This is a genomic window from Pseudomonas sp. 29 (assembly GCF_002754355.1).
In the GTDB taxonomy this organism is placed as follows: Bacteria; Pseudomonadota; Gammaproteobacteria; order Pseudomonadales; family Pseudomonadaceae; genus Aquipseudomonas; species Aquipseudomonas neuropathica.
Genome location: NZ_PEEY01000001.1, coordinates 2,580,193 through 2,604,197 on the forward strand (window position 1 = coordinate 2,580,193; position 24,005 = coordinate 2,604,197).

General features: G+C 60.8%; 23 protein-coding genes and 1 other RNA gene. 10 read left to right on the forward strand and 14 right to left on the reverse strand.

Annotated elements, in window-relative coordinates; genetic code table 11:
- Positions 1 to 27 precede the first annotated feature (27 nt).
- The 6 genes from CLU80_RS12075 to CLU80_RS12100 form a co-directional block, all read right to left on the reverse strand.
- On the reverse strand, positions 28 to 1,032 hold the full coding sequence (locus CLU80_RS12075) for an extracellular solute-binding protein (RefSeq protein WP_093429760.1): 1,005 nt from the start codon (positions 1,030 to 1,032) through the stop codon (positions 28 to 30).
- A 221-nt stretch (positions 1,033 to 1,253) separates the two neighbouring features.
- Positions 1,254 to 2,471 carry a 2-octaprenyl-3-methyl-6-methoxy-1,4-benzoquinol hydroxylase gene (locus CLU80_RS12080; protein ID WP_286079820.1) on the reverse strand — a complete coding sequence of 406 codons (1,218 nt, stop codon included), beginning with the start codon at positions 2,469 to 2,471 and terminating at the stop codon, positions 1,254 to 1,256.
- 9 nt (positions 2,472 to 2,480) lie between these two features.
- Positions 2,481 to 2,966, reverse strand: coding sequence for a DUF4442 domain-containing protein (locus CLU80_RS12085; RefSeq protein WP_093429758.1), 486 nt, complete (start codon positions 2,964 to 2,966; stop codon positions 2,481 to 2,483).
- Positions 2,959 to 4,146, reverse strand: coding sequence for a 2-octaprenyl-6-methoxyphenyl hydroxylase (gene ubiH, locus CLU80_RS12090; RefSeq protein ID WP_093429757.1), 1,188 nt, complete (start codon positions 4,144 to 4,146; stop codon positions 2,959 to 2,961). Before ubiH ends, CLU80_RS12085 begins: the two co-directional genes overlap by 8 nt.
- Positions 4,143 to 5,477, reverse strand: a complete 1,335-nt coding sequence (gene pepP, locus CLU80_RS12095; RefSeq protein WP_099757471.1) for a Xaa-Pro aminopeptidase — start codon at positions 5,475 to 5,477, stop codon at positions 4,143 to 4,145. Before pepP ends, ubiH begins: the two co-directional genes overlap by 4 nt.
- 27 nt (positions 5,478 to 5,504) lie before the next feature.
- Positions 5,505 to 6,065 carry a YecA/YgfB family protein gene (locus CLU80_RS12100; protein ID WP_093429755.1) on the reverse strand — a complete coding sequence of 187 codons (561 nt, stop codon included), beginning with the start codon at positions 6,063 to 6,065 and terminating at the stop codon, positions 5,505 to 5,507.
- A 125-nt stretch (positions 6,066 to 6,190) separates the two neighbouring features.
- Between CLU80_RS12100 and CLU80_RS12105 the strand changes: the two genes are divergently transcribed.
- From CLU80_RS12105 to CLU80_RS12120, 4 genes are all read left to right on the forward strand, one after another.
- Positions 6,191 to 6,400, forward strand: coding sequence for a TIGR02449 family protein (locus CLU80_RS12105; protein WP_007911197.1), 210 nt, complete (start codon positions 6,191 to 6,193; stop codon positions 6,398 to 6,400).
- Positions 6,397 to 6,714 (forward strand): cell division protein ZapA, encoded by a 318-nt coding sequence (locus tag CLU80_RS12110; protein ID WP_093429754.1) that lies wholly within the window; start codon positions 6,397 to 6,399, stop codon positions 6,712 to 6,714. The genes CLU80_RS12105 and CLU80_RS12110 overlap by 4 nt, the downstream gene beginning before the upstream one ends.
- A 30-nt stretch (positions 6,715 to 6,744) precedes the next feature.
- A non-coding RNA gene (gene ssrS, locus CLU80_RS12115) (6S RNA) lies at positions 6,745 to 6,923 on the forward strand.
- A gap of 79 nt (positions 6,924 to 7,002) precedes the next feature.
- Complete coding sequence (locus CLU80_RS12120; RefSeq protein ID WP_099757472.1) at positions 7,003 to 7,608, forward strand: 5-formyltetrahydrofolate cyclo-ligase; 606 nt, start codon at positions 7,003 to 7,005, stop codon at positions 7,606 to 7,608.
- A 36-nt stretch (positions 7,609 to 7,644) separates the two neighbouring features.
- Here CLU80_RS12120 and CLU80_RS30230 read toward each other — a convergent pair whose 3' ends face one another.
- Positions 7,645 to 7,800: a hypothetical protein gene (locus tag CLU80_RS30230; protein WP_016985917.1), complete on the reverse strand. Its 156-nt coding sequence runs from the start codon at positions 7,798 to 7,800 to the stop codon at positions 7,645 to 7,647.
- A 197-nt stretch (positions 7,801 to 7,997) separates the two neighbouring features.
- Here CLU80_RS30230 and CLU80_RS12130 point away from each other — a divergent pair, with 197 nt between their 5' ends.
- From CLU80_RS12130 to CLU80_RS12145, 4 genes are all read left to right on the forward strand, one after another.
- Positions 7,998 to 8,447, forward strand: coding sequence for an EVE domain-containing protein (locus CLU80_RS12130; protein WP_099757473.1), 450 nt, complete (start codon positions 7,998 to 8,000; stop codon positions 8,445 to 8,447).
- A 121-nt stretch (positions 8,448 to 8,568) separates the two neighbouring features.
- Entirely contained in the window at positions 8,569 to 9,534 is a 966-nt protein-coding gene (locus CLU80_RS12135; protein ID WP_099757474.1) for an HlyD family secretion protein, read from the forward strand.
- Positions 9,531 to 12,260: a ribosome-associated ATPase/putative transporter RbbA gene (rbbA, locus tag CLU80_RS12140; protein ID WP_099757475.1), complete on the forward strand. Its 2,730-nt coding sequence runs from the start codon at positions 9,531 to 9,533 to the stop codon at positions 12,258 to 12,260. Before CLU80_RS12135 ends, rbbA begins: the two co-directional genes overlap by 4 nt.
- Entirely contained in the window at positions 12,260 to 13,378 is a 1,119-nt protein-coding gene (locus CLU80_RS12145; protein WP_099757476.1) for an ABC transporter permease, read from the forward strand. Before rbbA ends, CLU80_RS12145 begins: the two co-directional genes overlap by 1 nt.
- A gap of 16 nt (positions 13,379 to 13,394) precedes the next feature.
- On the opposite strand, the gene CLU80_RS12150 is transcribed toward CLU80_RS12145, so the two are convergent.
- Entirely contained in the window at positions 13,395 to 13,802 is a 408-nt protein-coding gene (locus CLU80_RS12150; RefSeq protein ID WP_027610485.1) for a flagellar basal body-associated protein FliL, read from the reverse strand.
- Positions 13,803 to 13,952: 150 nt separating this feature from the next.
- Here CLU80_RS12150 and CLU80_RS12155 point away from each other — a divergent pair, with 150 nt between their 5' ends.
- Complete coding sequence (locus CLU80_RS12155; RefSeq protein ID WP_099757477.1) at positions 13,953 to 14,930, forward strand: NADPH:quinone oxidoreductase family protein; 978 nt, start codon at positions 13,953 to 13,955, stop codon at positions 14,928 to 14,930.
- A 6-nt stretch (positions 14,931 to 14,936) separates the two neighbouring features.
- Here the strand turns inward: CLU80_RS12155 and CLU80_RS12160 are convergent, their stop codons facing one another.
- Complete coding sequence (locus CLU80_RS12160) at positions 14,937 to 15,566, reverse strand: flagellar basal body-associated protein FliL (RefSeq protein WP_099757478.1); 630 nt, start codon at positions 15,564 to 15,566, stop codon at positions 14,937 to 14,939.
- A 224-nt stretch (positions 15,567 to 15,790) separates the two neighbouring features.
- On the opposite strand from CLU80_RS12160, the gene glpT reads away from it, so the two are divergent.
- On the forward strand, positions 15,791 to 17,140 hold the full coding sequence (gene glpT / locus CLU80_RS12165; protein ID WP_016985912.1) for a glycerol-3-phosphate transporter: 1,350 nt from the start codon (positions 15,791 to 15,793) through the stop codon (positions 17,138 to 17,140).
- Here the strand turns inward: glpT and CLU80_RS12170 are convergent.
- The 5 genes from CLU80_RS12170 to rho all read right to left on the reverse strand — a co-directional run bounded on the left by CLU80_RS12170 (position 17,116) and on the right by rho (position 23,842).
- Complete coding sequence (locus CLU80_RS12170; protein ID WP_099757479.1) at positions 17,116 to 17,784, reverse strand: gamma-glutamylcyclotransferase; 669 nt, start codon at positions 17,782 to 17,784, stop codon at positions 17,116 to 17,118. The two genes, glpT and CLU80_RS12170, sit on opposite strands and share 25 nt — an antisense overlap.
- 196 nt (positions 17,785 to 17,980) lie before the next feature.
- On the reverse strand, positions 17,981 to 18,949 hold the full coding sequence (locus CLU80_RS12175; RefSeq protein ID WP_095049381.1) for a CDP-6-deoxy-delta-3,4-glucoseen reductase: 969 nt from the start codon (positions 18,947 to 18,949) through the stop codon (positions 17,981 to 17,983).
- A complete protein-coding gene (ubiD, locus tag CLU80_RS12180; protein ID WP_095049380.1) occupies positions 18,949 to 20,415 on the reverse strand; it encodes a 4-hydroxy-3-polyprenylbenzoate decarboxylase in 1,467 nt (488 codons plus the stop codon). Before ubiD ends, CLU80_RS12175 begins: the two co-directional genes overlap by 1 nt.
- A gap of 80 nt (positions 20,416 to 20,495) precedes the next feature.
- Complete coding sequence (locus CLU80_RS12185; protein ID WP_099757480.1) at positions 20,496 to 22,457, reverse strand: acyltransferase family protein; 1,962 nt, start codon at positions 22,455 to 22,457, stop codon at positions 20,496 to 20,498.
- Positions 22,458 to 22,582: 125 nt separating this feature from the next.
- Positions 22,583 to 23,842, reverse strand: coding sequence for a transcription termination factor Rho (rho, locus tag CLU80_RS12190; RefSeq protein ID WP_003229334.1), 1,260 nt, complete (start codon positions 23,840 to 23,842; stop codon positions 22,583 to 22,585).
- Positions 23,843 to 24,005: the final 163 nt, after the last annotated feature.

Here is a 24,005-nt window from a genome sequence, read left to right on the forward strand (position 1 = left end):
GAAGCAGACAAGTCTATCGGAAACGCCTCAATTCCAACCCGCCCGATCCATCATCCGGATCGCTTCAGCCTGACGCTTGCCCGCCACTTCCACCGGCAAGGTGTCAGCGACAAACTTGCCCCACGCCGCCACTTCTTCCGAAGGCGCCACCGCCGGGTTGGCCGGAAACTCCTGGTTCACGTCTGCGAAAATCTTCTGCGCCTCGGGCGTGGTCATCCATTCAACCAAAGCTTTGGCCGCTTCCGGGTGCGGCGCGTACTGGGTCAGGCCAATGCCCGACAGGTTCACGTGCACGCCACGATCGGCCTGATTCGGCCAGAACAGCTTCACCGGCAGTTCCGGCTTCTGCTTGTGCAGGCGGCCGTAGTAGTAAGTGTTGACGATGCCGACATCACATTGCCCGGCGTTGATCGCTTCGAGCACCGCGACATCATCGGAGAACACGTCGGTGGAGAGGTTGTTGACCCAGCCCTTGAGGATCTTTTCGGTCTTCTCGGCACCATGGACTTCGATCATGGTCGCGGTCAGCGACTGGTTGTAGACCTTCTTCGCCGTACGCAGGCACAGGCGCCCTTCCCAGTTCTTGTCGGCCAGTGCTTCGTAGGTGGTCAGCTCGCCCGGCTTCACGCGTTCAGTGGAGTAGGCGATGGTCCGCGCGCGCAGGCTCAGGCCGGTCCAGGCGTGAGTGGACGAGCGATATTGCAGTGGAATGTTGGCGTCGATGGTTTTCGAGGTGAACGGCTGGAGGATGCCCATCTGCTCGGCCTGCCAGAGGTTGCCGGCGTCAACGGTCAGCAGCAGGTCGGCGGTGGCGTTCTCACCTTCGGCCTTGATGCGCTGCATCAGCGGCGCTTCCTTGTCGGTGATGAACTTGATCTTCACCCCGGTCTTGGCGGTGTAGGCATCGAAGACCGGTTTGATCAGCTCATCGATGCGCGACGAGTAAACCACCACCTCATCAGCGGCCTGGGCCGTTGTGCTGCCGATCAGGGTCAGGGCCAGTGCGGTCAGAAGACGCTTGGGTGCCAACATGGGAGTGGTCTCTCGGTCGGAAAATGTGGGCCAAATGATAAGGACTCACATTTACCACCTCAATCGAACTCTTTTTGAAGGAGTTACCAGATGTTGCACAGTTTGAAAATTGTGGTGCCTGGCCGGGCGCCATCGCGAGCAGGCTCACTCCTACATTTGGAATGCGTTCCCCTGTAGGAGTGAGCCTGCTCGCGATGAGGCCATCAGCAGCAACGAAGAGATCAGGGTTTGGCGAGGGCCGGAAGATCCCCGGTCAACCCAAGGGCTTCACGCACAAACAGCGCCTTCGCTTCCGGCATCTGCTCCACCAGCTTCAACCCGGCATTACGCAACCACCTGACCGGCAACGGATCCGCCTGGAACAACCGCTCAAAGCCTTCCATCGCCGCCATCAGCGCCAGGTTGTGCGGCATACGCCGGCGCTCGTAACGGCTCAGCACCTTCACCTCCGCCAAGCGCTCGCCACGCTCGGCCGCCTGCAACAGCACTTCGGCCAGCACCGCAGCATCAAGGAAACCGAGGTTCACACCCTGCCCCGCCAACGGGTGAATGGTGTGCGCCGCATCGCCGATCAGCGCCAGCCCTTCGGCCACATAGCGCTTGGCATGGCGCTGACGCAGCGGCACGCACAGTCGCGGATCGGCACTGACGACTGCGCCGAGGCGACCTTCAAAGGCGCGCTCCAGCTCTCGGCAGAACGCCGCTTCATCCAGCGCCATCAAGCGCTCGGCTTCGCTCGGCGTGGTCGACCAGACGATCGAACACCAATCCTGCTGCCCGTCACGCTCAAGCGGCAGAAACGCCAATGGCCCGTGATCGGTAAAGCGCTGCCACGCGGTCATCTGGTGCGACTTGCTGCTGCGCACGCTGGTGACGATCGCGTGGTGCATGTAATCCCACTCGCGCGTGGCCATCCCGGTGAGGCGGCGAACGGCCGAGTTGGCACCGTCAGCGGCAATCACCAATGGCGCGCGCAACTGACGACCGTCAGCCAGCGTCAGCAACCAGTCATCGCCCGAGCGGCGCATCTGTTCCAGCCGCGCATTAGCGAGCATGCCCAGATCGCAATCGTGCAAACGGTCGAGCAAGGCGTCCTGCACCACACGGTTTTCGACGATATGACCCAGCACCTCGGCGTGCACACTGCTCGCCGAGAAATGGATCTGCCCGGTGCCGCTGCCGTCCCAGACGTGCATGTCGGTGTACGGGCTGCTGCGGCGCATGGCGATGCCGTCCCACACGCCGAGGCGTTCGAGGATGCGTTGGCTGGCTGCCGACAGCGCGCTCACACGCGGTTCAAATGCCGCGTCGGCATCGAACGGCTTGACGCTCAGCGGGCTGCCATCGAGCAGCAGGACTTCCAGCCCGCTGTCCTGCAACGCCAACGCCAGGGCGCTGCCGACCATTCCGGCTCCGACAATCAGCAGATCTGCGCGCATTTCCATGCTTTAAGCCTGTCTCGCTTGCGGCTTGAGCCGCACGTAAAGGGTTTTACCGACCCGCGCCACCAGATTGCCGGCGCCGTCATGAATGTCGACCTGCAACTGCGGCAGGTATTTCTCGCCATTGGCGGTTTGCCGGCGAATCTCGGCGAGCAAGGTCTCGTCGATATTGAAGCGGGCGAACACCGGGCCTTTGCCCGGCGCAATGAAATCGATATCGGCAGCCTTGTCCCAGACAATGTACTTCGAGCCGAGGTTTTCCATGAGCATCAGCATGAAAAACGGGTCGACCATCGAATACAGGCTGCCGCCGAACTGGGTGCCGACGTAGTTGCGGTTGTACCAGCCAAGGCCCATCGACACTTGAATGTCGCGGAAGTCATCGCTGATGTGCCGAACCCGCACGCCAGCACCGAGGTACGGCGGGTAGAACGTCATCACCCAGCGCATCAACCGCGCCTTGCCGAATTTAGCGGTCAACCACTTAAGCATCCGGACGCGTTCCCAAACCCATGGCCTGACGGGCAAACCAGCGTTTGGCCGGTGGCAGCAGATCGAGACCGAGCAAACCGATGTTGCGGCCCAGCGACACCAATGGCTGCGTGCTGCCGAACAGCCGCGTGACCTGATCGGAGAAACCGACGGTAAGGTCCTGATCCAGACGCTGACGCTCGCGATACGCCTGCAACGTGGCGAAGTCGCCCAGCGGCTTATCGCTGGCCAGCAACGCAGCGGCCAAGGCATCGGCGTCACGCAGCGACAGGTTGAAACCCTGCCCGGCTATCGGGTGCAGGCTGTGCGCCGCGTTGCCGAGTACAGCCAGATGCGAGCGCACCTGCTCTTCGGCCTCGACCAACGTCAGCGGATACAAATGCCGTGCGCCAACCTGTTTCAACGTGCCGAGGCGATAACCGAATACGCCCTGCAATTCGCTGAGGAAATCACGCTCGCTCAAATCGGCCAGACGCTGCGCGTCCATGCCCAAACGGGTCCAGACCAGAGCACAGCGGTTTTCCGGCAGCGGCAGCAAGGCCATCGGCCCTTCGTCGGTGAAACGCTCGAAGGCCATGCCGTTGTGCGCTTCGCTCGGGGTGATGTTGGCGATCAGCGCGCTCTGGTTGTACGGACGCTTGCGCACGTTAATGCCTAGCTGCTCGCGCAGACCGGAACGACCGCCATCGGCGAGCACCGCGAGGTCGCATTCAAGGGTGGTTTCATCATTGAGGGTCAGGCGATAGCCATCGGGCAGCGGTTCCATGCGTGTGACCTCCGCCGGGCAACGCCAGCTGATCACGTCTTTGTCGATGTGCTGCCACAGGCACTGGCCGAGCCAGGCATTTTCCACCACGTAACCGAGCGCTGGTACGCCCTCTTCCATCGCCGACAGACGCGCGGTGGAGAAGCGGCCACGGTCAGAAACATGAATCTGTTTGATCGGCTCGGCGCGACGGGAGATTTCCTGCCACACGCCCAGCCGTTGATAAATCTGCCGCGAGCCGAAGGACAGCGCCGACGAACGTGCGTCGTAACTCGGCTGCCAGCTGTCGCCTGGTGCAAACGGTTCGATCAGGACGATCTTCCAGCCACGCGCCTTGGCCCCGGCCTGCAAGGCCAACGCCAGACTGGCGCCGACCAGACCGCCACCGATGATTGCCAGATTGACTCGACTCATGCCGCGTGGGTCCTTGCTTGCGCCATCAGCGCTTCGATTTCAGCGACGGTTTTCGGCACGCCGCTGGTGAGGATTTCACAACCTGTTTTGGTCACGACCACGTCGTCCTCGATACGTACACCAATGCCGCGCCATTTTTTCGCGACGTTCTGATTGTCCGGGGCGATGTAGATGCCCGGCTCTACGGTCAGCGCCATGCCGACCTCGAGCACTCGCCATTCGCCGCCGACCTTGTACTCACCAACGTCATGCACATCCATGCCCAGCCAGTGACCGGCGCGGTGCATGTAAAAGGCTTTATAGGCTTCGCTGGCGATCAACTCGTCGACCTCACCATGCAGCAATCCCAGTTTCACCAGCCCCGTGGTAATCACTCGAACCGTGGCTTCGTGCGCCTGATTCCAGTGCTTGTTCGGGGCGATTTCGGCGAACGCGGCTTCCTGCGAGGCCAGCACCAACTCATAGATCGCTTTCTGCTCGGGCGAAAACTTGCCGTTGACCGGCCAGGTGCGGGTGATGTCGCTGGCGTAGCAGTCAATCTCGCAACCGGCATCGATCAACACCAGGTCGCCGTCCTTGAGCAGCGCGTCATTCTGCTGGTAATGCAGGATGCAGCTGTTGCGTCCGGCGGCGACGATCGAGCCGTAGGCCGGCATCTTCGCCCCGCCCTTGCGGAACTCGTAGTCGAGTTCGGCTTCGAGGCTGTACTCGTAGAGCCCGGCCCGACTGGCCTGCATCGCACGGATGTGGGCTTGCGCCGAGATCCGTGCGGCTTCGCGCATCACCTTCACTTCTGCCGCCGATTTATACAGACGCATGTCGTGCAGCAGATGATCCAGGGCAACGAATTCGTTCGGCGGCTGGGCGCCGAGGTGCGCCTTGGAGCGGATCACATTGATCCAGTCCATCAGGTGACGGTCGAATTCAGGGTTGCTGCCCATCGCCGAATACACCCGGTCGCGGCCTTCGATCAGGCCCGGGAGGATGTCGTCGATGTCGGTAATAGGGAAAGCGTCATCGGCACCGAAGTCGCGGATCGCGCCCTCTTGCCCGGCGCGCAAACCGTCCCACAATTCGCGTTCGGCGTTGCGCTCACGGCAGAACAGCACGTATTCGCCATGCTCACGGCCGGGCATCAAAACGATGACAGCCTGCGGCTCGGGAAAACCGCTGAGGTACTGGAAATCGCTGTCCTGACGGTAGACGTGCTCGACGTCGCGGTTGCGAATGGCGACCGCGGCGGCGGGCAGGATCGCGATGCTGTTGGGTTCCATCTGCGCCATCAGGGCCTTGCGGCGACGGCTGTATTCCGCTTTCGGGATATGGATCATGGGCAGATGGCTTTCCCTGGCACGCGATTAATGCAGCGACGGCTTGGCGGCTGGCGGCACGTCGGCTTTCTTGGTTTCCGAGAACAGCAGCAGCGGCGCGACGCGCAGATACTCCATGACTTCCATGTAGTCGGTTTCGCCGTCTTCGGATTCTTCGAGAGCATCCTGCACTTGGGAAATGGCGGCCAGATCCTGCAGCACTTCGGTGGCTTCAGTGCTGAGCATGCTGCTGTCGCGGCAGTTCAGGCCGAAACCGCTGAGGAAGCCCTGGCACCATTGGCCCAGTGCAGCGGCGCGGTCAGCCAGCGGTGCGTCATCGGTCGGCAGCAGCAGAACGACAGTGACGTCGTCGCCGGTCAGCTCGCCTTTGACCATCTCTTGCAGGCCGATCAAGGCGTTACGGACATTGTCCTGCGGTTCGCTTTCGAGCAACTCGGCAGCATCGATCAGCCACTCTTCGGCATTGAAGCCGGCACCGGCGCAGCTACGGCCAAGCAGCAGGCCATGCAGTTCGGCAGGCGAGACGTTGTGGCCGCTGGAAGTCAGCAGGGTGGCAAAGGCTTGGTACGGGGAATTCGCATTGGTCATGGGCAGCTAGGCGCCAGACGGCGCTATGTCTAGAATGAAGGCCTTGTATCCTACATCGACAGACTCGCCAAGACTATTAAAGGCTGTCCGCCAGCTACCTCCCATCAGACGAACACGTGGACACAATGGAAGACACCGACCTGCAAGCGCTGATGGCCAGACTCGAACTGTTGATTGGCCGAGTCGAGCAACTAAAGAGTCAAAATGCACTCTTACTAGCTCAGGAAAAGACCTGGCGCGAGGAACGCGCTCACCTCATTGAAAAAAACGAAATCGCCCGGCGTAAGGTCGAATCGATGATTTCGCGCCTCAAGGCCCTGGAGCAAGACTCATGAGTTCAAGCAATAGCGTCACCGTGCAGATCCTCGATAAAGAATATTCGATCATCTGCCCGCAGGAAGAACGCAGCAATCTGGTCAGTGCCGCGCGCTATCTGGATGGCAAGATGCGTGAGATCCGCAGCAGCGGCAAAGTCATCGGTGCCGACCGTATCGCCGTGATGGCCGCGCTGAACATCACCCACGACCTCTTGCACAAAGAAGAGCGTCCGGACATCCAGGCCAGCGGTTCGACCCGTGAACAGGTGCGCGACTTGCTCGATCGTGTCGATCTGGTCCTCGCCGACGATCAGAACACCAGCAAGGGCTGATTCAACTGGCCGCTTGCGGTATACTCGCGGCACTCCCTGGGGTGCTTGCCAGTTGACGATGTCCCTGAGCCGATTCGCACTACCCTGGAAGTTGCACGTTGGGCTGGTGTGCATGTCCGCTAGACGGAAAGCCTTAAAGTCTACTGCATCTTCCACCTTGAACTTTCGGGTTCAAGGGCTAAGTTGACAGCGGTTCATCCGGGGAGCCTGATTCGAATCCGATGTCGGTGAAAACCGCCATCGGATTTTTTATGCGTACGTTTTCGTCCAACCTGCCGAAGCCGAACCATGACCGAACCCGCGCTGCTGCCCCGCCCTCAACTCCGCCGCCTGCTGCGCAAGGCGCGCCGTGCGCTGACCAAGAGCGAACAACGCCAGGCTGCCAAGGGCCTGTACCGGCAACTGGCACAAGACCCGCACTTTCGCCGGGCCAGACATATCTCTTTGTATTTGCCCACCGATGGTGAAATCGATCCGCGCCTTCTGCTGCGCGAAGCCCAACGTCGGGGTAAATCGACTTATCTGCCGGTGCTCAGCGCCTGGCCACGCACCAAGATGGTTTTCCAACGCATTCGTCCCGGCGAGAAACTTAAACCCAATCGCTTCCGCATTCTCGAGCCGCGAGCCAATCTGGCACAGCAACGCAAGGTCTGGACACTGGATCTGGTGTTATTGCCGTTGGTAGGGTTTGACGATGTCGGCGGGCGACTCGGGATGGGCGGCGGTTTCTATGATCGCAGCCTGGCGTATCTGGCTCGGCGAAAAAGCTGGCGCAAGCCGACGCTGCTGGGCCTGGCCCATGAATGTCAGAAGGTCGAACGCTTGGCGCAGGCAAGCTGGGATGTACCGTTACAAGGCACGGTCAGCGACAAGGCTTGGTATTTCGCGGGATAGGACGCCGCGCAGATCAGCGGCGTCGAGAAAGCCGTTTCAGCGCTTGAAGGCTGTCGACTGTTGCACCTGTTGCGCGACTTCAATCGGCGCGTCGGCCTTGTTCGACCACAAGCTCTGCGCATAACCAGTGGTCACGACGCCCAAGCCAAACAAAATTACCAAAGTCCATAGTAGATCCGGTTTGCGTTTCATCGATTGCCCCCCTCAAGGCACATCATCACGATGACAGCAGCGGTTTCCGTTCGTAGGCCGTGCAGCAGCGTCAAGCTTTAAAGGCCGGCATTTTGCGACAACGTGAACCTGCGCGCAAACGCTGACGTCAACCGACTGTCGGTTTGTCATAAAATTGCCCGACAACCTGCCCAATGACCGTTTCAGGAGCAAAAACCATGGCCTATTGGCTGATGAAGTCCGAGCCCGACGAACTCTCTATCAAAGGTCTGGAAAAGCTCGGCACAGCGCGCTGGGACGGAGTTCGCAACTATCAGGCGCGTAACTTCCTGCGCTCGATGGCCGTGGGTGACGAGTTCTTTTTCTACCATTCCAGCTGCCCGGAGCCGGGGATTGCCGGTATCGGGAAAATTATTCAGGCGGCGTACCCGGATCCCACCGCACTGGAGCCGGAAAGCCACTACTTCGACCCGAAGGCTACTCCAGAGAAGAATGCCTGGAGTGCGATTGATGTTGCGCACGTCGAGACGTTTGCCCGGGTATTGAAGCTGGATTACCTCAAGCAGCAGACCGCGCTGGCCGAGATGCCGTTGGTGCAGAAGGGCTCGCGGTTGTCGGTCATGCCCGTGACGGCCGAACAGTGGGCCGCCGTGCTCGGCTTGCGCTGAGAACTGCCCGGTCACGGTTATTAGCCGAAAAAGGGGCTAGGCTTGGCGCTCGGTTGACTGACATCAAGCGACTGGAACGCTTGAGCAGTCAGACTGCACGCCACAGCCGCAGGATGCCCCCATGTCGACGCACAGCCGCTCTTCACTTTTATACGCCGGGTCGCTTCTGGTGTTACTCGCCGCCGCCGGCGGGCTCGGTTACTGGATGTCGATCAGCAGCCGTCTGGTCGAAGGGCTGTCGATGGGCAACGGGCGGCTGGAAGCCACCGAAGTGCAGATCGCCAGCAAGACACCCGGACGCCTGGCCGAGGTGCTGGTCGATGAAGGCGACAAGGTCAACAAGGGCCAACTGCTCGCGCGCATGGATACCAGAACCCTCGAAGCCCAGCGCACTCAAGCCGAAGCCGAAGTCTTGCGCGCCCGGGAAAACCTCAACGCCGCCGAGGCCAATGTGCAATTGCGCCAGAGTGAATTGCTACTGGCCCAGCAGGAACTGGGGCGTTCGCAATCGCTGTTCAAGCACGGTTTCGTCAGCGCCCAGGTTATCGATCAATTGCAGTCGCGTATCGGCACCGGCAATGCTGCCGTGACGGCGGCCCGCGCCCAAGTGTCGGCGGTCGCTGCAGCGATCGGCGCGGCGCAGGCACAGGTCGCTCAACTGACCAGCGAAATCGACGACAGCAGCCTGCGCGCGCCGATTGATGGGGTGATCCAGTTGCGCATGGCCGAACCCGGCGAAGTGCTGGGGGCCGGTGGCCGCGTCCTGCTGTTGATTGATCCCAACGATCAGTACATGAACCTCTACCTGTCTGCCTCGGTGGCCGGGCGTCTGGCCGTAGGCGATGAAGCCCGGGTGCTGCTCGATGCCCTGCCCGACAAACCCTTGCCGGCGAAAATCAGTTTCGTCGCCGGCAAATCGCAGTTCACCCCCAAAGAGGTCGAGACCCGTGACGAGCGGCAAAAACTGGTGTTCCGCGTCAAGCTGCGCCTGACCCAACCCAGCGCCGTGCCGCAAGCCAAGCCCGGCATGCCCGGCGCCGGTTATGTGCGCATCGCGCCGATTGCCTGGCCGGCCAATTTGCAATGAACGGCCTCGCGGTTCAGGCGAACGCGATCGCGCACCGTTACGGCAAACAGCAAGCGCTGAGCGCTATCACCTTCAGCCTGCCCGCCGGCACCCGTTGCGGGCTGATCGGCCCCGATGGTGCGGGCAAGTCCAGCCTGCTCGGGCTGATCGCCGGCGTGAAGGCCTTGCAGCAAGGGCAACTGGACGTCCTCGGCGGGCAAATCCAGCAGCGCCGCCACCGCGACACGCTGTATGCGCGCATCGCCTTCATGCCCCAGGGATTGGGCGGCAACCTGTATCCCGAGCTGTCGATCCGCGAAAACATCCAGTTCTTTGCCACGCTGTTCGGCCTGTCGAAAGCCGACAGCGAGCAACGCATGCACAATCTGCTGCTCGCCACCGACCTGCTGAAGTTCGCCGAGCGCCCCGCCGGCAAGTTGTCCGGCGGTATGAAACAGAAGCTGGGCCTGTGCTGCGCGCTGATCCATGAACCGGATCTGTTGATTCTCGATGAGCCGACCACCGGCGTCGACCCGCTCTCACGCCGACGCTTCTGGGAGCTGATCGACGATGTACGGCGCGAGCGCCCGCAACTGACCCTGCTGGTTGCCACCGCGTATATGGAAGAAGCCGAACAGTTCGAGCATTGCCTGATGCTCGACAACGGCCAATTGATTGCCACCGGTCTGAGCCGCGAGTTGGCAGCCGTCACCCCCAGCGGCAAACTCGATGAAGCCTTCACACACTTCCAGGGCGACAGTCATCACGACGCTCAGCCGTTGGTCATTCCGCCGCGTACTGGCGGTACCACAGACACTGCCATCGAAGCCCACGACCTGACGCTGCGCTTCGGCGACTTCACTGCGGTGGATCACGTCAGCTTCGCCATCGGTCGCGGCGAGATTTTCGGTTTTCTCGGCTCCAACGGCTGCGGCAAGACCACAACCATGAAAGTCCTGACCGGGCTGATGCCGGCCAGCGAAGGCAGCGCGACACTGCTGGGCAATCCGGTGGACGCCAAGGATCTGGCCACGCGCAAGCGGGTCGGCTTCATGTCCCAGAGCTTTTCGCTGTATGGCGAACTCAGCGTGCGGCAGAACCTTGAGCTGCACGCCCGTCTGTTCGACTTGCCCAAGGCCGAAAGCGCGCAACGCATCGACGCATTGATTCAGCGCTTCAACCTGCTCAGCGTCGCCGATCAGCCGTCCGGTGCCCTGCCTCTCGGGCTGCGTCAACGCCTGTCGCTGGCGGTCGCGGTGTTGCATCGTCCGGAAGTGCTGATCCTCGATGAGCCGACCTCCGGCGTCGACCCGGCAGCCCGTGATGACTTCTGGCGACTGCTGATCGAACTGTCCCGCGAGCAAGGCGTGACGATTTTTCTCTCCACCCACTTCATGAACGAAGCCCAGCGCTGCGACCGCATTTCGCTGATGCACGCCGGCAAAGTCCTCGCTTGCGACACCCCGGCAGCGCTGCAGCGTCAGTTTGCCGGAGAGACGCTGGAAGCCGCTTTCGTGACGTGTCTGGAACAGGCCCAAGGCAATGCCCCATCGCCTCCCGCGAGTGAATCGCCGACAGCGCCTTCAGCGCCAGCCGCCGCGCCGCCAGACCAGCAACGCGGTTTCAGCCTCGGTCGCCTGCTGGCCGTGGCCAGTCGCGAAGGCAAGGAGCTGCTGCGCGACAAAGTGCGCATGGCTTTTGCGCTGGCGGGGGCGATTTTCATGATGGTGATTTTCGGCTACGGAATTTCCCTCGACGTAGAGAACCTAGCGTTCGCCGTTTACGATCAGGATCAAACCCCGCAGAGCCGAACCTATCTGGAAGCCTTTCGCGGCTCGCGCTACTTCGATGAGCGGCCGGCCATCCACGACGCTCAAGAGCTGCACCGCCGCCTGCAACGCTCGGAAATCAAACTGGCGCTGGAAATCCCGCCCGGCTTTGGCCGCGACCTGTACGCCGGACGCCAGCCTGCGGTGGCGGCGTGGCTGGACGGCGGCATGCCGTTTCGCGCCGAGACCAGCCGCAATTATGTCGAAGCCGTGCACCTGGCCAACCTGCAGCAGTTGGCCGAACAGAGCAGCCCCGCCATCAGCCACCAAGCGGGTGCCAGCCTGGAAACGCGCTTTCGCTACAACCAGGATGTGGTCAGCGTCAACGCTATTGGCCCCGGGGTCATGGCGCTGATTCTGGCGTTCATTCCGGCGATGCTCACCGCACTCGGCATCGTGCGCGAAAAAGAACTCGGCTCGATCACCAACTTCTACGCCACGCCCCTGACCCGCCTGGAGTTTCTGCTGGGCAAACAGGCGCCATACCTGCTGGTCAGTCTGGTCAATCTCGCGCTGCTGGTGGCGATGAACCGCTGGCTGTTTGGCGTGCCGTTCAAGGGCAGCCTGCTGACGCTGGCGTTTGGCGGCCTGCTGTATGTGCTGGCGACCACCAGCATGGGCCTGCTGATCTCGGCGTTCACCCGCACGCAAATCGCCGCGATCCTCGGCACCATGATCATTACCAGCCTGCCGACCATCCAGTTCTCCGGACTGATCGTGCCGCGTTCTTCACTGGAAGGAGCGGCTGCGGTGATGGGCATGCTGTTTCCGGCAGGACACTTTCTCGACATTGCCGTGGGGACGTTCACCAAAGCGCTGGACCTGCGGCAGCTGTGGCCGCAGTGCCTGGCGCTGTTCGGGTTCTTTGTCGGGTTCACCGGGCTGAGCCTGATCATGCTGAAAAAGCAGGAGGCCTGATGCACAAGTTCGCGCACATCCTGCGCCTGGGGCTCAAGGAACTGACCAGCCTGCGCCACGACAGCGTATTGCTGCTGTTCCTGTTCTACGCCTTCACCGTGGCGATCTACATGCCTGCCGCCGGCTCAGTGATCGGCGTGCACAACGCCAGCGTGGCGATCGTCGACGAAGACCACAGCGCCCTCTCGCGCCAGTTGGCCCAGGCCCTGCAACCGCCGGAATTCCAGACGCCAGTGCTGCTCCCCTATCCGCAACTGGACCAGGTCATGGACAGCGGCCAGTACACTTTCGTGATCAACATTCCGGCGGGGTTTCAAACCGATCTACTGGCGGCGCGGCAACCGGCCATTCAGGTCAACGTCGATGCCACCGCGATGAGCCAGGCGTTCATGGGCGCTGGCTACATCAGCCGGATTTTCCAGCGCGAGCTGCAGGCCTTTGGCGACCAGGACGATGCCGCGAGCAAAACGCCGATTCAACTGACCACCCGCGCGCTGTTCAACACCAACCTGGAGGGTGGCTGGTTTCTGGCGGTGATTCAGATCGTCAACAACATCACTATTCTGGCAATCATCCTCACGGGCACGGCGCTACTGCGCGAACGCGAACACGGCACGCTTGACCATTTGCTGGTGCTGCCGCTGACGGCGCTGGAAATCATGCTGGCGAAAATCTGGAGCAACCTGCTGGTGGTGGTGCTGTGCACCTGGCTGTCGCTGGAGGTGGTGGTCAAAGGCGCACTCGGCGTGCCGCTGTCCGGCTCGATGAGCCTGTTTTTGCTGGTGACTGCGGTTTATCTGTTTGCCAGTACCGCGTTGGGGATCTTTCTGGCGACACTCGCACGCTCGACGCCGCAGTTCGGCTTGCTGGCGATTCCGGTGATCATCCCGATGTTGCTGCTGTCGGGTGGCAGCACGCCACTGGACAGCATGCCCCAATGGCTGCAGTGGGTCATGCAGGGCTCGCCGTCCACGCACTTTGTCAGCCTCAGCGCCGCGATTCTGTTTCGCGACGCCGGGCTGAGCGTGGTCTGGCCGGACTTGCTGGCGCTAACGGCCATCGGCCTGCTGTTCTTCGTCATCGCGCTGGCGCGCTTTCGCAAAAGCCTGGCGTCCTGAACAGCAGCCAACGCACTTACTGAATGATCAGGTTGTTGAACAACAGATCCTCAACCACCGGCTTGCCGGTCTCGTCATTCATCACTTGCTGGGTCTGCTTCAACGCTTCCTGACGCAGCTTCTCTTTACCCTCGATGCTGCCCATCGCCTCGGTGGTCTGCTGGGTGAACAGTGCCACCAGCTGATTACGGATCAGCGGCTCGTTGGCCTTGACCAGTTTGGTCGCCTCCTCACCGGTCACGCGCAATGCCACATCGGCCTTGTAAACCTTGAGCTTCGGCGTGCCGTCCAGCCCGTAGTTGCCCACGAACGGCGGGCTCAGGGTGATGTAGTTGACCTTCGGCGCCTCGCCTTCTTTGGCTTCTTCGGCCAGCGCTGCCACAGGCAGAGACAGGGCCAGCAACAACATGATCCACGCTTTCACAATTCGCTCCTTATCCGGTTTGCGGCCTAGCATAACGACCCGCCACGCAAGCACAAGCTTATGGCTGACTATCAGGGCCGGGCATGCTCGTTGACCCGTTGACTGACACACCTACACTTATCGGCCATCACTCCCAAAGGAATAGCCCTGATGAAAGCCGTGCTGTGCAAAGCCTTCGGCCCTGCCGAATCGCTGGTGCTGGAAGACGTCGCCAGCCCTGTCGCGAAGAAGAACGAAATCCTGCTGGAGGTGCACGCCGCCGGGGTCAACTTCCCGGACACGCTGATCATCGAGGGCAAGTACCAGTTCAAGCCGCCCTTCCCGTTCTCGCCGGGTGGTGAAGCGGCTGGCGTGGTCACGGAGGTCGGGGAAAAGGTCAGCCACCTCAAGGTCGGTGACCGAGTCATGGCGCTGACCGGTTGGGGCAGCTTCGCTGAACAGGTCGCGGTGCCGGGCTACAACGTCCTGCCGATTCCGCCGTCGATGGACTTCAACACCGCCGCCGCGTTCAGCATGACTTACGGCACCTCGATGCACGCCCTCAAGCAACGCGCCAACCTGCAAGCGGGGGAAACCCTGCTGGTACTCGGTGCATCCGGCGGCGTCGGCCTGGCGGCGGTGGAAATCGGCAAAGCCATGGGCGCCCGCGTCATCGCTGCCGCCAGCAGCGCCGAGAAGCTCGCGGTAGCCAAGGCAGCCGGCGCGGACGAGCTGATCAACTACAGCGAAACCAGCCTCAAGGACGAAATCAAACGCCTCACCGACGGCCAGGGCGCCGACGTGATCTACGACCCGGTCGGCGGTGATCTGTTCGACCAAGCCATCCGCGCCATCGCCTGGAATGGCCGTCTGCTGGTCGTCGGTTTCGCCAGCGGGCGCATCCCGGAGCTGCCGGTCAACCTTGCCCTGCTCAAGGGCGCGGCGGTGCTCGGCGTCTTCTGGGGCTCCTTCGCCCAGCGCCAGCCGCAGGACAACGCGGCGAACTTCCAGCAGTTGTTCGGCTGGTTTGCCGAGGGCAAGTTGAAACCGCTGGTATCGCAGGTGTACTCATTGAGCAATGCGGCGCAGGCGATCAATGATCTTGGCCAGCGCAAGGCTGTCGGGAAGGTTGTGGTGAAGGTTCGCTGAGACTCTTCAACGACCGGGCGACGCCGCAATGTCGCCCGGCATCAGATGTTCCTGAACCTTTTCGCTCTGTGACCCAACCAGCTTTCCCTTGTCATCGAAGCGCAGAACGATCAGCCAGTCGTAAACATCCACCGGCCATTTCGGCTGGCCGATCAGTGCCGGACCATCGCCGCCGAAAGCGGCAATCAGTTTATTGATGTGGCCGTGATGCCAAGCGATCAGCACTGTTTTCGCCTGATTGTTCTTGCGCAGCAGGCTGACCAGTTTGTCGACGTCGTTATTGGCGTAGGGCTGCTCGATGGGCAATTGCAGGCGCTGGGACAGTGGAATCAGTGTCTGACGCGGTCGGATGCTTTCCGGGCTGTCGGCGGTAGCGATCAGACGCTGGGGCGTGAGTGTCTGGTCGTCCAGTTGCAACGAGGTGAAATAGTCCGCGTAGGCAGCGGCGCGCTGTTCGCCCCGGGCATTGAGTTCACGGCCGACTTCAGGCTTTTCCGCATGACGGACGATCAATACGGTGACATTGCGCAGGCCTGGCGCTGCAGAACCCTGTGCGAAGCTCAACACCAGTACTGAAGCAGTCACCGCAGCAACCATCAACAGTCTGGGCAATAGCCTGTGAACTTTCGGGGTCATCGTTTATCTCGCGAAATCAGTCGATCTGTAAATCGCGAGTCTAAGTCACAACGTCCCGAGCGCGACGAAAACGCCCTGTTCTTACAGCTGAGCGACAGGTTCGTAAAGGAACGCGCGACTTCCAACATTTTCCGCTATTTGCTCGATGCGAACCGGTGCTATTTTCGGTAACGAAACTGTAACATTCGCATCCGCAGTCAAAACAAGAAATCTGGAGCTCTTGAATGTTTGCTTTCTTTCGTCCTGCCGCACATCAGGCTCCATTGCCTGAAGAAAAAATAGACAGCACGTACCGACGCCTGCGCTGGCAGATCTTCGCCGGTATTTTCTTTGGCTACGCCGGTTATTACCTGCTGCGCAAAAACTTCTCGCTGGCCATGCCGTACCTGATCGACGAGGGCTACAGCCGTGGTGATCTGGGTCTGGCGATGTCGGCGATCGCCATTGCCTATGGCCTGTCGAAATTCCTCATGGGCCTGGTGTCCGACCGTTCTAACCCGCGCTACTTCCTGCCGTTCGGTCTGCTGGTCTCGGCCGGGGTGATGTTCATTTTCGGTTTCGCGCCTTGGGCAACGTCCAGCGTAACCATGATGTTCATCCTGCTGTTCATCAACGGCTGGGCCCAGGGCATGGGCTGGCCGCCAAGTGGCCGGACCATGGTGCACTGGTGGTCGCAGAAGGAACGCGGTGGCGTGGTATCCGTGTGGAACGTGGCGCATAACGTTGGCGGCGGCCTGATCGGCCCGCTGTTCCTGCTCGGCATGGGCTTGTTCAACGACTGGCACGCGGCGTTTTACGTACCGGCAGCAGTGGCGCTGGGCGTGGCGGTATTTGCCTTCATCACCATGCGCGACACCCCGCAATCGGTCGGCCTGCCGCCCATCGAGAAGTACAAGAACGATTACCCGGAAGGGTACGACGCCAGCCACGAAGACGAATTCAGTGCCAAGGAAATCTTCGTCAAATACGTGCTGCGCAACAAAATGCTCTGGTACATCGCCATGGCTAACGTCTTCGTTTACCTGCTGCGCTACGGCGTACTGGACTGGGCGCCGACCTACCTGAAAGAAGCCAAGGGTTTCACCGTCGATAAAACTTCGTGGGCTTACTTCTTCTACGAGTGGGCGGGCATTCCGGGCACGCTGCTGTGCGGCTGGATGTCGGACAAGATCTTCCGTGGCAACCGTGGCCTGACCGGTATGGTGTTCATGGCGCTGGTGACCGTGGCGACCCTGGTTTACTGGCTGAACCCGGCCGGTAACCCGACCGTCGACATGATCGCGCTGTTTTCGATCGGCTTCCTGATCTACGGCCCGGTGATGTTGATCGGTCTGCAGGCGCTGGAACTGGCGCCGAAGAAAGCAGCCGGCACGGCTGCGGGTTTCACCGGCCTGTTCGGCTATCTGGGTGGTTCGGTCGCGGCCAGTGCGGCGATGGGCTACACCGTTGACCATTTTGGCTGGGACGGCGGTTTCGTCCTGCTGGTGGGCGCTTGCCTGCTGGCGATGGCCTTCCTGGCCCCGACGCTATGGCACAAGCAAGTCGCCAGTCAGAGCCGTGAAGCAGTCGCTTGATCGCTTTGTGATTTACAGCGCTTGAGCCGCGCCTCCAGATTACGGTCTGGCATGGCGTGGCTGCGCAGGGCGTGGGCGGTCTGCTCGACATAATCGCGAGTGGTGCCGTAACGCCCGCAAGCGCTTGCGAACACTTGGCTCAGCACGTGATCCGGCAAGTTGCCGGCATAGCTGGGCAGGTGTCGCTCCAAAACGAATCCCAACGCCTGAACCTGACTGCCATCTTCGAGCCGGCAGTTGAGCCAGTGTGGCCGGTAGGAAGGCACTGGCATCTCGCGTTTCCACAAGGCGTACAGCGCCGCGTCGAGATTATCTTCCGGCAAGCGATAGGCGAAGCCACTGCACGAACCGCCGCGATCCAGACCAAACACCAGACCGGGCATTTCCGGCGTGCCGCGATGCTCGTGCGACCACAGGTACAAACCGCGATGGTAACCATGCACGCGTCCGCGCAACCGCTCCACCGCCGAGCATTCAGGCCGCCAGATCAGTGAGCCATACGCGAACAGCCACACCGGCCCGCCCTTGTGGCGCGCCATGGTTGATTGCATGGAAGCGAGAAGTTGTTCGTGCGTCAGCTGCGGCCCAAGATCGAGCCGCGGAGGGTAATTCAAATTCAGAAAAGCGTTTTCAATGGCGCTCATGGCGAATAGCGTTCAGCTCCCCGCGGGTGAAGAATTACTTAATAGAACGCACCGCTGTAACAATAAGGCACATATGTTTTAAGGCAATTTGAGTGCCATGGCACAGTTCTTAATTGATTGCCTGATTGATATATAACCTAGCGGTATTTATGCGATTACATAAATACCGATCGGCTATATAGCGAGTTATAACGAATCAGGAGCGGGGGGCGTAAGCGAACACGTCGGCGCGCATTTGATGGGCGTCCATGCCCGCTTCAACCAGTGCGTCCAGAGTGCCGTAGACCATGGCCGGCGAGCCGCTGGCGTAGACGTGCAGCGGTTTCAGATCCGGGAAATCTTCACAGACTGCCTCGTGCAGCATGCCGCAGCGCCCTTCCCAACCGCATTGATCGCTGACGACTTTATGCAGGAACAGATTGGGTAATTTCAGCCACTCGTCCCAATGTTCGATCTCATAGAAATCTTCCGGACGGCGCACGCCCCAGTACAGATGCACCGGGTGTTTGAAGCCTTTAGCGCGGCAGTGTTCGATCAGGGCGTGAATCTGGCCCATGCCGGTGCCGGCGGCAACCAACACCAGCGGCCCGTCGGGCAGCTCGGCCAGATGCGTATCGCCGAACGGCAACTCGACCCGCACCATCGCGTTGCGTTGCAGCTGTTCGATCAGGCTCAGTGCACTGGCTTCGCGCGCCAGCACGTGGATTTCAAGATCACGCCCGCCGTGCGGTGCCGAGGCCATGGAGAACGCTGACTTCTCACCGTTCTCGCGCTCGATCATCAAATACTGCCCGGCGTGATAACGCGGTGGCTTGCCCGCCGGAGCGCGCAGCCGCACACGCCAGGTGTCGCCACCCACGTCGCGGCATTCGATGACCTGACATGACAGGCTGCGCACCGGCAGTTCTCCCAGCGCGAGCACGCCATCCCACAGCAGGATGCAGTCTTCCAGCGGCTCGGCTATGCAAGTGTAGAACTCGCCGTGGTCGTGCACTTTGCCATCCTGCGCGACGCGGCCTTCAACCAGCAACGCCGCACACACATGACAATTACCGTTGCGGCAGCTTTGCGGGCATTCGTAGCCCAGACGCCGCGCGCCGTCGAGAATCCGCTCACCGGGCTGTATCTCAAGCACTGCTCCGGAGGGCTGCAGGGTTACACGCATCAATCTATTCCTAACTGATTCCAGATGGCATCGATCCGTTGGGTGACGGCGTCGTCCTTGACGATCACACGACCCCACTCGCGAGTGGTTTCGCCCGGCCACTTGTGGGTGGCATCGAGGCCCATTTTCGAACCTAACCCTGAGATCGGCGAGGCGAAGTCGAGGTAGTCGATCGGCGTGTTATCGATCATCACAGTGTCGCGCTTGGGGTCCATGCGCGTAGTGATGGCCCAGATCACGTCGTTCCAGTCACGGGCGTTGATATCGTCGTCAGTGACGATAACGAACTTGGTGTACATAAACTGTCGCAAAAACGACCAGACACCGAGCATCACGCGCTTGGCGTGCCCCGGATACGACTTCTTCATCGTCACTACAGCCATGCGGTACGAGCAGCCTTCCGGCGGCAGGTAGAAGTCGGTGATTTCCGGGAACTGCTTCTGCAGTATCGGCACGAACACTTCATTCAGCGCCACACCGAGGATCGCCGGCTCATCTGGCGGACGGCCGGTGTAGGTACTGTGGTAGATCGGTTTGATCCGGTGGGTGATGCGCTCGACGGTGAACACCGGGAAGCTGTCGACTTCGTTGTAGTAACCGGTGTGGTCGCCGTAAGGACCTTCGTCAGCCATCTCGCCCGGATGGATCACGCCTTCGAGGATGATTTCGGCGGTGGCCGGCACTTGCAGATCGTTGCCACGGCACTTGACCAGTTCAGTGCGGTTACCGCGCAAGAGGCCTGCGAAAGCGTATTCGGAGAGGCTGTCCGGCACTGGCGTCACCGCGCCGAGAATGGTCGCCGGATCCGCACCCAGGGCGACGGACACCGGGAACGGCTGGCCCGGATGCTTCTCGCACCACTCGCGGAAGTCCAGCGCGCCGCCACGGTGGCTGAGCCAACGCATGATCACCTTGTTGCGGCCGATCACTTGCTGACGATAGATGCCGAGGTTCTGACGATCCTTGTTCGGGCCTTTGGTGACGGTCAGACCCCAGGTGATCAGCGGGCCGACGTCGCCGGGCCAGCAGGTCTGCACCGGCAGCATCGCGAGGTCGACGTCGTCGCCTTCGATGACCACTTCCTGGCACACCGCGTCTTTGACGACTTTCGGCGCCATCGAGATGATCTTGCGGAAGATCGGCAGTTTCGACCATGCGTCTTTCAAGCCCTTCGGTGGCTCCGGCTCCTTGAGGAACGCCAGCAGCTTGCCGATTTCGCGCAGCTCGCTGACCGACTCGGCGCCCATGCCCATCGCCACCCGTTCAGGCGTGCCGAACAGGTTGCCGAGCACCGGGATGTCGTAGCCGGTGGGTTTCTCGAACAGCAGTGCCGGGCCCTTGGCCCGCAGTGTGCGATCGCACACCTCGGTCATTTCCAGCACCGGCGAGACGGGAATCTGGATGCGTTTCAACTCTCCGCGCTGCTCAAGCTGCTGCACGAAATCCCGAAGATCCTTGAATTTCATTGACGATGGCACCCTCAAAATAGGCGTACATCCTACCTGCTCTGACGGGCAAACAGCAGCCCGTCAGCGCCTGGCATCAATCAATTGTCGCTGGTGCCCAGCATCAATGGCGCAAACAACGGGCTCAGTCTGGCGCTGCCAACGTCCGAAAGATGATCGGCATCCTTGTATTGCGAGTGGCCATCGACATCAATGGCGCACAAGCCGTCCTTGCACATCAGCGAGGTCGGGTCGATAACATGCACGCCGGGATCCGCCGCACTCATCGAGCCGAACAGCTCGGTGAAAAACCGCTGGCGCGCCAGATGCTCGTTGAGCGGGCGACCGAGCCCTTGCGCCGAGCGCCCGATGCGCGCGAGGCTGGTCAGGCGGTCGATGTAGCTCTTGTGCTGCAGCGGCACTTCCTTGAACAGCCAGACTTGCACACCAGCCGCGCGCAGCTCAGCCACTTGCGCCTTGAGCCCGGCAGCCAGACGCTGTTCGGCTTGCGCCGGACTGTCCTTGCGCTCAAGCAGAAACTGTCTGTCGCCGTCGCCGTCTTCGCGACCATAAATGTACAGGCTCCAGTTCGCCGCCAGTACGACATCCTTGATACCTCGACTGAGCACCAGCGCCATGTTGCGTTTGTTGAAGTCCTGGCATTGAGGGCGCAGGCGGTCTTCGACAATCGGCGGGCAGGCCGTCAGGCTGTACAACCAGACCGGCTGCGCGTCGCGACCGAGAGTGCCGGCGATGGCCGGCAACAGTGCCGCCGTGTGACTGTCGCCCCAGAACATCTTGGTCGGAGCGACCTGTTCATCGCCGCCCAACCGACAGGCCTTGTCCAGCGTTTTGTCCGTGCTCAGCTGCATGCAATCCGCTTGCCCGGCCTTCCACTCCCGCGATTGCGCGTATTCCAGCGCCTTGCCGGTCAGACGCTGTGGCACACCGTCTGACGAGTTAATCACCGAGCCGGTAATCGCCAGCACGGTGATCGACAGCAAACCACCGACCAACATGGAATTCCGCTTGGCGAACACTCGTTTCTCACGAAAGGGCAGCTCGATATAACGCAGGCTCAACCACGCCAGGGCCAACGCCAGCGCCATCCAGCCAAGCGCCTCCAGCGGCTGGATGCCGTCGATGGAAATTGCATTGGCATACACATAAACCGGCCAGTGCCACAGATACAGGGAGTAGGACAGCAGGCCGACCCACACCAGAACGCGGACACTCAACAGACGGCTGGCCCACGTCGCACCTTGCGCGCCCGACCAGATCAACGCGGTAGTGCCCAATACCGGCAGCAATGCCGCCCAGCCCGGGAACACCGTGGACTTGTCAAAGGTGAATATCGCCAGCAGCACCGCCGCCAGTCCGGCCAGGCCCACCGACTGGCGCAGCCACGGCCGTGCGACGTGTTTCGACGCGGGCAGCACCGCCAGCATTGCTCCGCAGAGCAACTCCCAGGCGCGGGTCGGCAGCGCGAAGAAGGCGAATTCAGGCCGGCGTTCGATATAAATGAGGTTCAGGCCAAACGACACCAACAGGACCGCGAACAGCATCCAGCGCCAATGACGGACATACCGCATCAGCAACACCATCATCAACGGGAAGAAGATGTAGTACTGCTCCTCCACCGCCAGCGACCAGGTATGCAGCAGCGGTTTGAGCTCCGACGCCGGCGCAAAGTAGCCGTCTTCGCGCATGAACAAGATGTTGGAAATGAACAGCGACTGATAACGAATCGTGCGTCCCAGTTCGGCCAGGTCTTTGGCCGTCAGCAACAGCCAGCCTAATGCCAGCGTGACCACCACAACCACAGTCAACGCCGGCAGGATGCGTCGGGCGCGACGCCCCCAGAAGTCGAGGAAGCTGAAGCGCTGCGCGCTGATTTCACGAAACAGGATTGAAGTGATCAGAAAACCGGAAATGACGAAGAACACATCAACGCCGACAAAGCCGCCGCTGAATGTGTTGAATCCGAAATGAAACAGGACGACGGGAATAACCGCCAGCGCCCGTAATCCGTCGATATCACGGCGATTGCCAAACGTGTGCATAACCTTTCTTATCCTTGTAGGTACAAACCGCTCCAGACAAGGACAGTAGCGCGTTACGAAAGTTATGCGGCGCGTACGCAAAAAAACGCCCCCTTTCGGGAGCGTTCTTTTTTACAGCGTGTGTATTACTTGCGCTTCATCGACAAGAAGAACTCGTCGTTGGTCTTGGTCGTTTTCAGCTTGTCGACCAGGAACTCGATGGCAGCCACTTCGTCCATCGGGTGCAGCAGCTTGCGCAGGATCCACATACGCTGCAGTTCGTCGTCGGCGGTCAGCAACTCTTCGCGGCGGGTGCCGGAGCGGTTGATGTTGATGGCCGGGAACACACGCTTCTCGGCGATCTTGCGATCCAGAGGCAGTTCCATGTTGCCGGTACCCTTGAACTCTTCGTAGATCACTTCGTCCATCTTCGAGCCGGTTTCAACCAGCGCGGTGGCGATAATGGTCAGCGAGCCGCCTTCTTCGATGTTACGCGCGGCACCGAAGAAACGCTTTGGCTTCTCGAGGGCGTGGGCATCGACACCACCGGTCAATACCTTGCCGGAGCTCGGGATCACGGTGTTGTAGGCACGGGCCAGACGGGTGATGGAGTCGAGCAGGATCACCACGTCTTTCTTGTGTTCAACAAGGCGCTTGGCCTTCTCGATCACCATTTCAGCAACCTGCACGTGACGGGTCGGCGGCTCGTCGAAGGTCGAGGCAACCACTTCGCCACGCACGGTGCGCTGCATTTCGGTTACTTCTTCCGGACGTTCGTCGATCAGCAGCACGATCAGGTGAACTTCAGGGTTGTTACGGGCGATGTTCGCGGCGATGTTCTGCAGCATGATCGTTTTACCGGCTTTCGGCGGTGCAACGATCAGACCACGCTGGCCTTTGCCGATCGGGGCGCACAGGTCGATGACACGACCGGTCAAGTCTTCGGTGGAGCCGTTACCGGCTTCCATCTTCATGCGCACGGTCGGGAACAGCGGAGTCAGGTTCTCGAAGAGAATCTTGTTTTTCGCGTTCTCTGGACGATCGAAGTTGATCGTGTCGACCTTGAGCAGGGCGAAATACCGCTCGCCTTCCTTCGGAGGGCGAATCTTGCCAACGATGGTGTCACCGGTGCGCAAGTTGAAACGGCGGATCTGGCTCGGCGAGACGTAGATATCGTCCGGGCCGGCCAGGTAGGAAGCGTCAGCGGAGCGCAGGAAGCCGAAGCCGTCCTGGAGAATCTCCAGCACGCCATCACCGGAGATTTCCTCGCCGCTTTTCGCGTGCTTTTTCAGCAGGGAGAAAATCACGTCCTGCTTGCGCGAACGGGCCATATTTTCTATGCCCATCTGTTCGGCCAATTCGAGCAGTTCGGTAATCGGCTTTTGCTTGAGTTCAGTCAGATTCATATAGGAATGACGTAATCATTTATGGAGGGGGGGAAATTAAGCTTTTGGCTTAATGAGGCCGCGCCGCGGAGAAGGCGACAGGATCGCGAACTAATTCGAAAAGGAGTGCGTCGGCGACGGCTAGCAGGGGGCAATGGAGAAACCAGTGCGGGGCCGAATGTAC

Bases quoted from the DNA above. Each gene is read 5' to 3' on its own strand.
- ubiH (WP_093429757.1), bottom strand. From the start codon at position 4,146: ATGAGTCGAGTCAATCTGGCAATCATCGGTGGCGGTCTGGTCGGCGCC.
- CLU80_RS30230 (WP_016985917.1), bottom strand. From the start codon at position 7,800: ATGAAACGCAAACCGGATCTACTATGGACTTTGGTAATTTTGTTTGGC.
- CLU80_RS12120 (WP_099757472.1), top strand. From the start codon at position 7,003: ATGACCGAACCCGCGCTGCTGCCCCGCCCTCAACTCCGCCGCCTGCTG.
- glpT (WP_016985912.1), top strand. From the start codon at position 15,791: ATGTTTGCTTTCTTTCGTCCTGCCGCACATCAGGCTCCATTGCCTGAA.
- CLU80_RS12105 (WP_007911197.1), top strand. From the start codon at position 6,191: ATGGAAGACACCGACCTGCAAGCGCTGATGGCCAGACTCGAACTGTTG.
- CLU80_RS12145 (WP_099757476.1), top strand. From the start codon at position 12,260: ATGCACAAGTTCGCGCACATCCTGCGCCTGGGGCTCAAGGAACTGACC.
- CLU80_RS12160 (WP_099757478.1), bottom strand. From the start codon at position 15,566: ATGACCCCGAAAGTTCACAGGCTATTGCCCAGACTGTTGATGGTTGCT.
- CLU80_RS12170 (WP_099757479.1), bottom strand. From the start codon at position 17,784: ATGAGCGCCATTGAAAACGCTTTTCTGAATTTGAATTACCCTCCGCGG.
- CLU80_RS12135 (WP_099757474.1), top strand. From the start codon at position 8,569: ATGTCGACGCACAGCCGCTCTTCACTTTTATACGCCGGGTCGCTTCTG.
- CLU80_RS12085 (WP_093429758.1), bottom strand. From the start codon at position 2,966: ATGCTTAAGTGGTTGACCGCTAAATTCGGCAAGGCGCGGTTGATGCGC.
- ubiD (WP_095049380.1), bottom strand. From the start codon at position 20,415: ATGAAATTCAAGGATCTTCGGGATTTCGTGCAGCAGCTTGAGCAGCGC.
- CLU80_RS12185 (WP_099757480.1), bottom strand. From the start codon at position 22,457: ATGCACACGTTTGGCAATCGCCGTGATATCGACGGATTACGGGCGCTG.
- CLU80_RS12100 (WP_093429755.1), bottom strand. From the start codon at position 6,065: ATGACCAATGCGAATTCCCCGTACCAAGCCTTTGCCACCCTGCTGACT.
- rho (WP_003229334.1), bottom strand. From the start codon at position 23,842: ATGAATCTGACTGAACTCAAGCAAAAGCCGATTACCGAACTGCTCGAA.
- CLU80_RS12155 (WP_099757477.1), top strand. From the start codon at position 13,953: ATGAAAGCCGTGCTGTGCAAAGCCTTCGGCCCTGCCGAATCGCTGGTG.
- pepP (WP_099757471.1), bottom strand. From the start codon at position 5,477: ATGATCCATATCCCGAAAGCGGAATACAGCCGTCGCCGCAAGGCCCTG.
- CLU80_RS12080 (WP_286079820.1), bottom strand. From the start codon at position 2,471: ATGCGCGCAGATCTGCTGATTGTCGGAGCCGGAATGGTCGGCAGCGCC.
- CLU80_RS12175 (WP_095049381.1), bottom strand. From the start codon at position 18,949: ATGCGTGTAACCCTGCAGCCCTCCGGAGCAGTGCTTGAGATACAGCCC.
- CLU80_RS12130 (WP_099757473.1), top strand. From the start codon at position 7,998: ATGGCCTATTGGCTGATGAAGTCCGAGCCCGACGAACTCTCTATCAAA.
- CLU80_RS12075 (WP_093429760.1), bottom strand. From the start codon at position 1,032: ATGTTGGCACCCAAGCGTCTTCTGACCGCACTGGCCCTGACCCTGATC.
- CLU80_RS12110 (WP_093429754.1), top strand. From the start codon at position 6,397: ATGAGTTCAAGCAATAGCGTCACCGTGCAGATCCTCGATAAAGAATAT.
- rbbA (WP_099757475.1), top strand. From the start codon at position 9,531: ATGAACGGCCTCGCGGTTCAGGCGAACGCGATCGCGCACCGTTACGGC.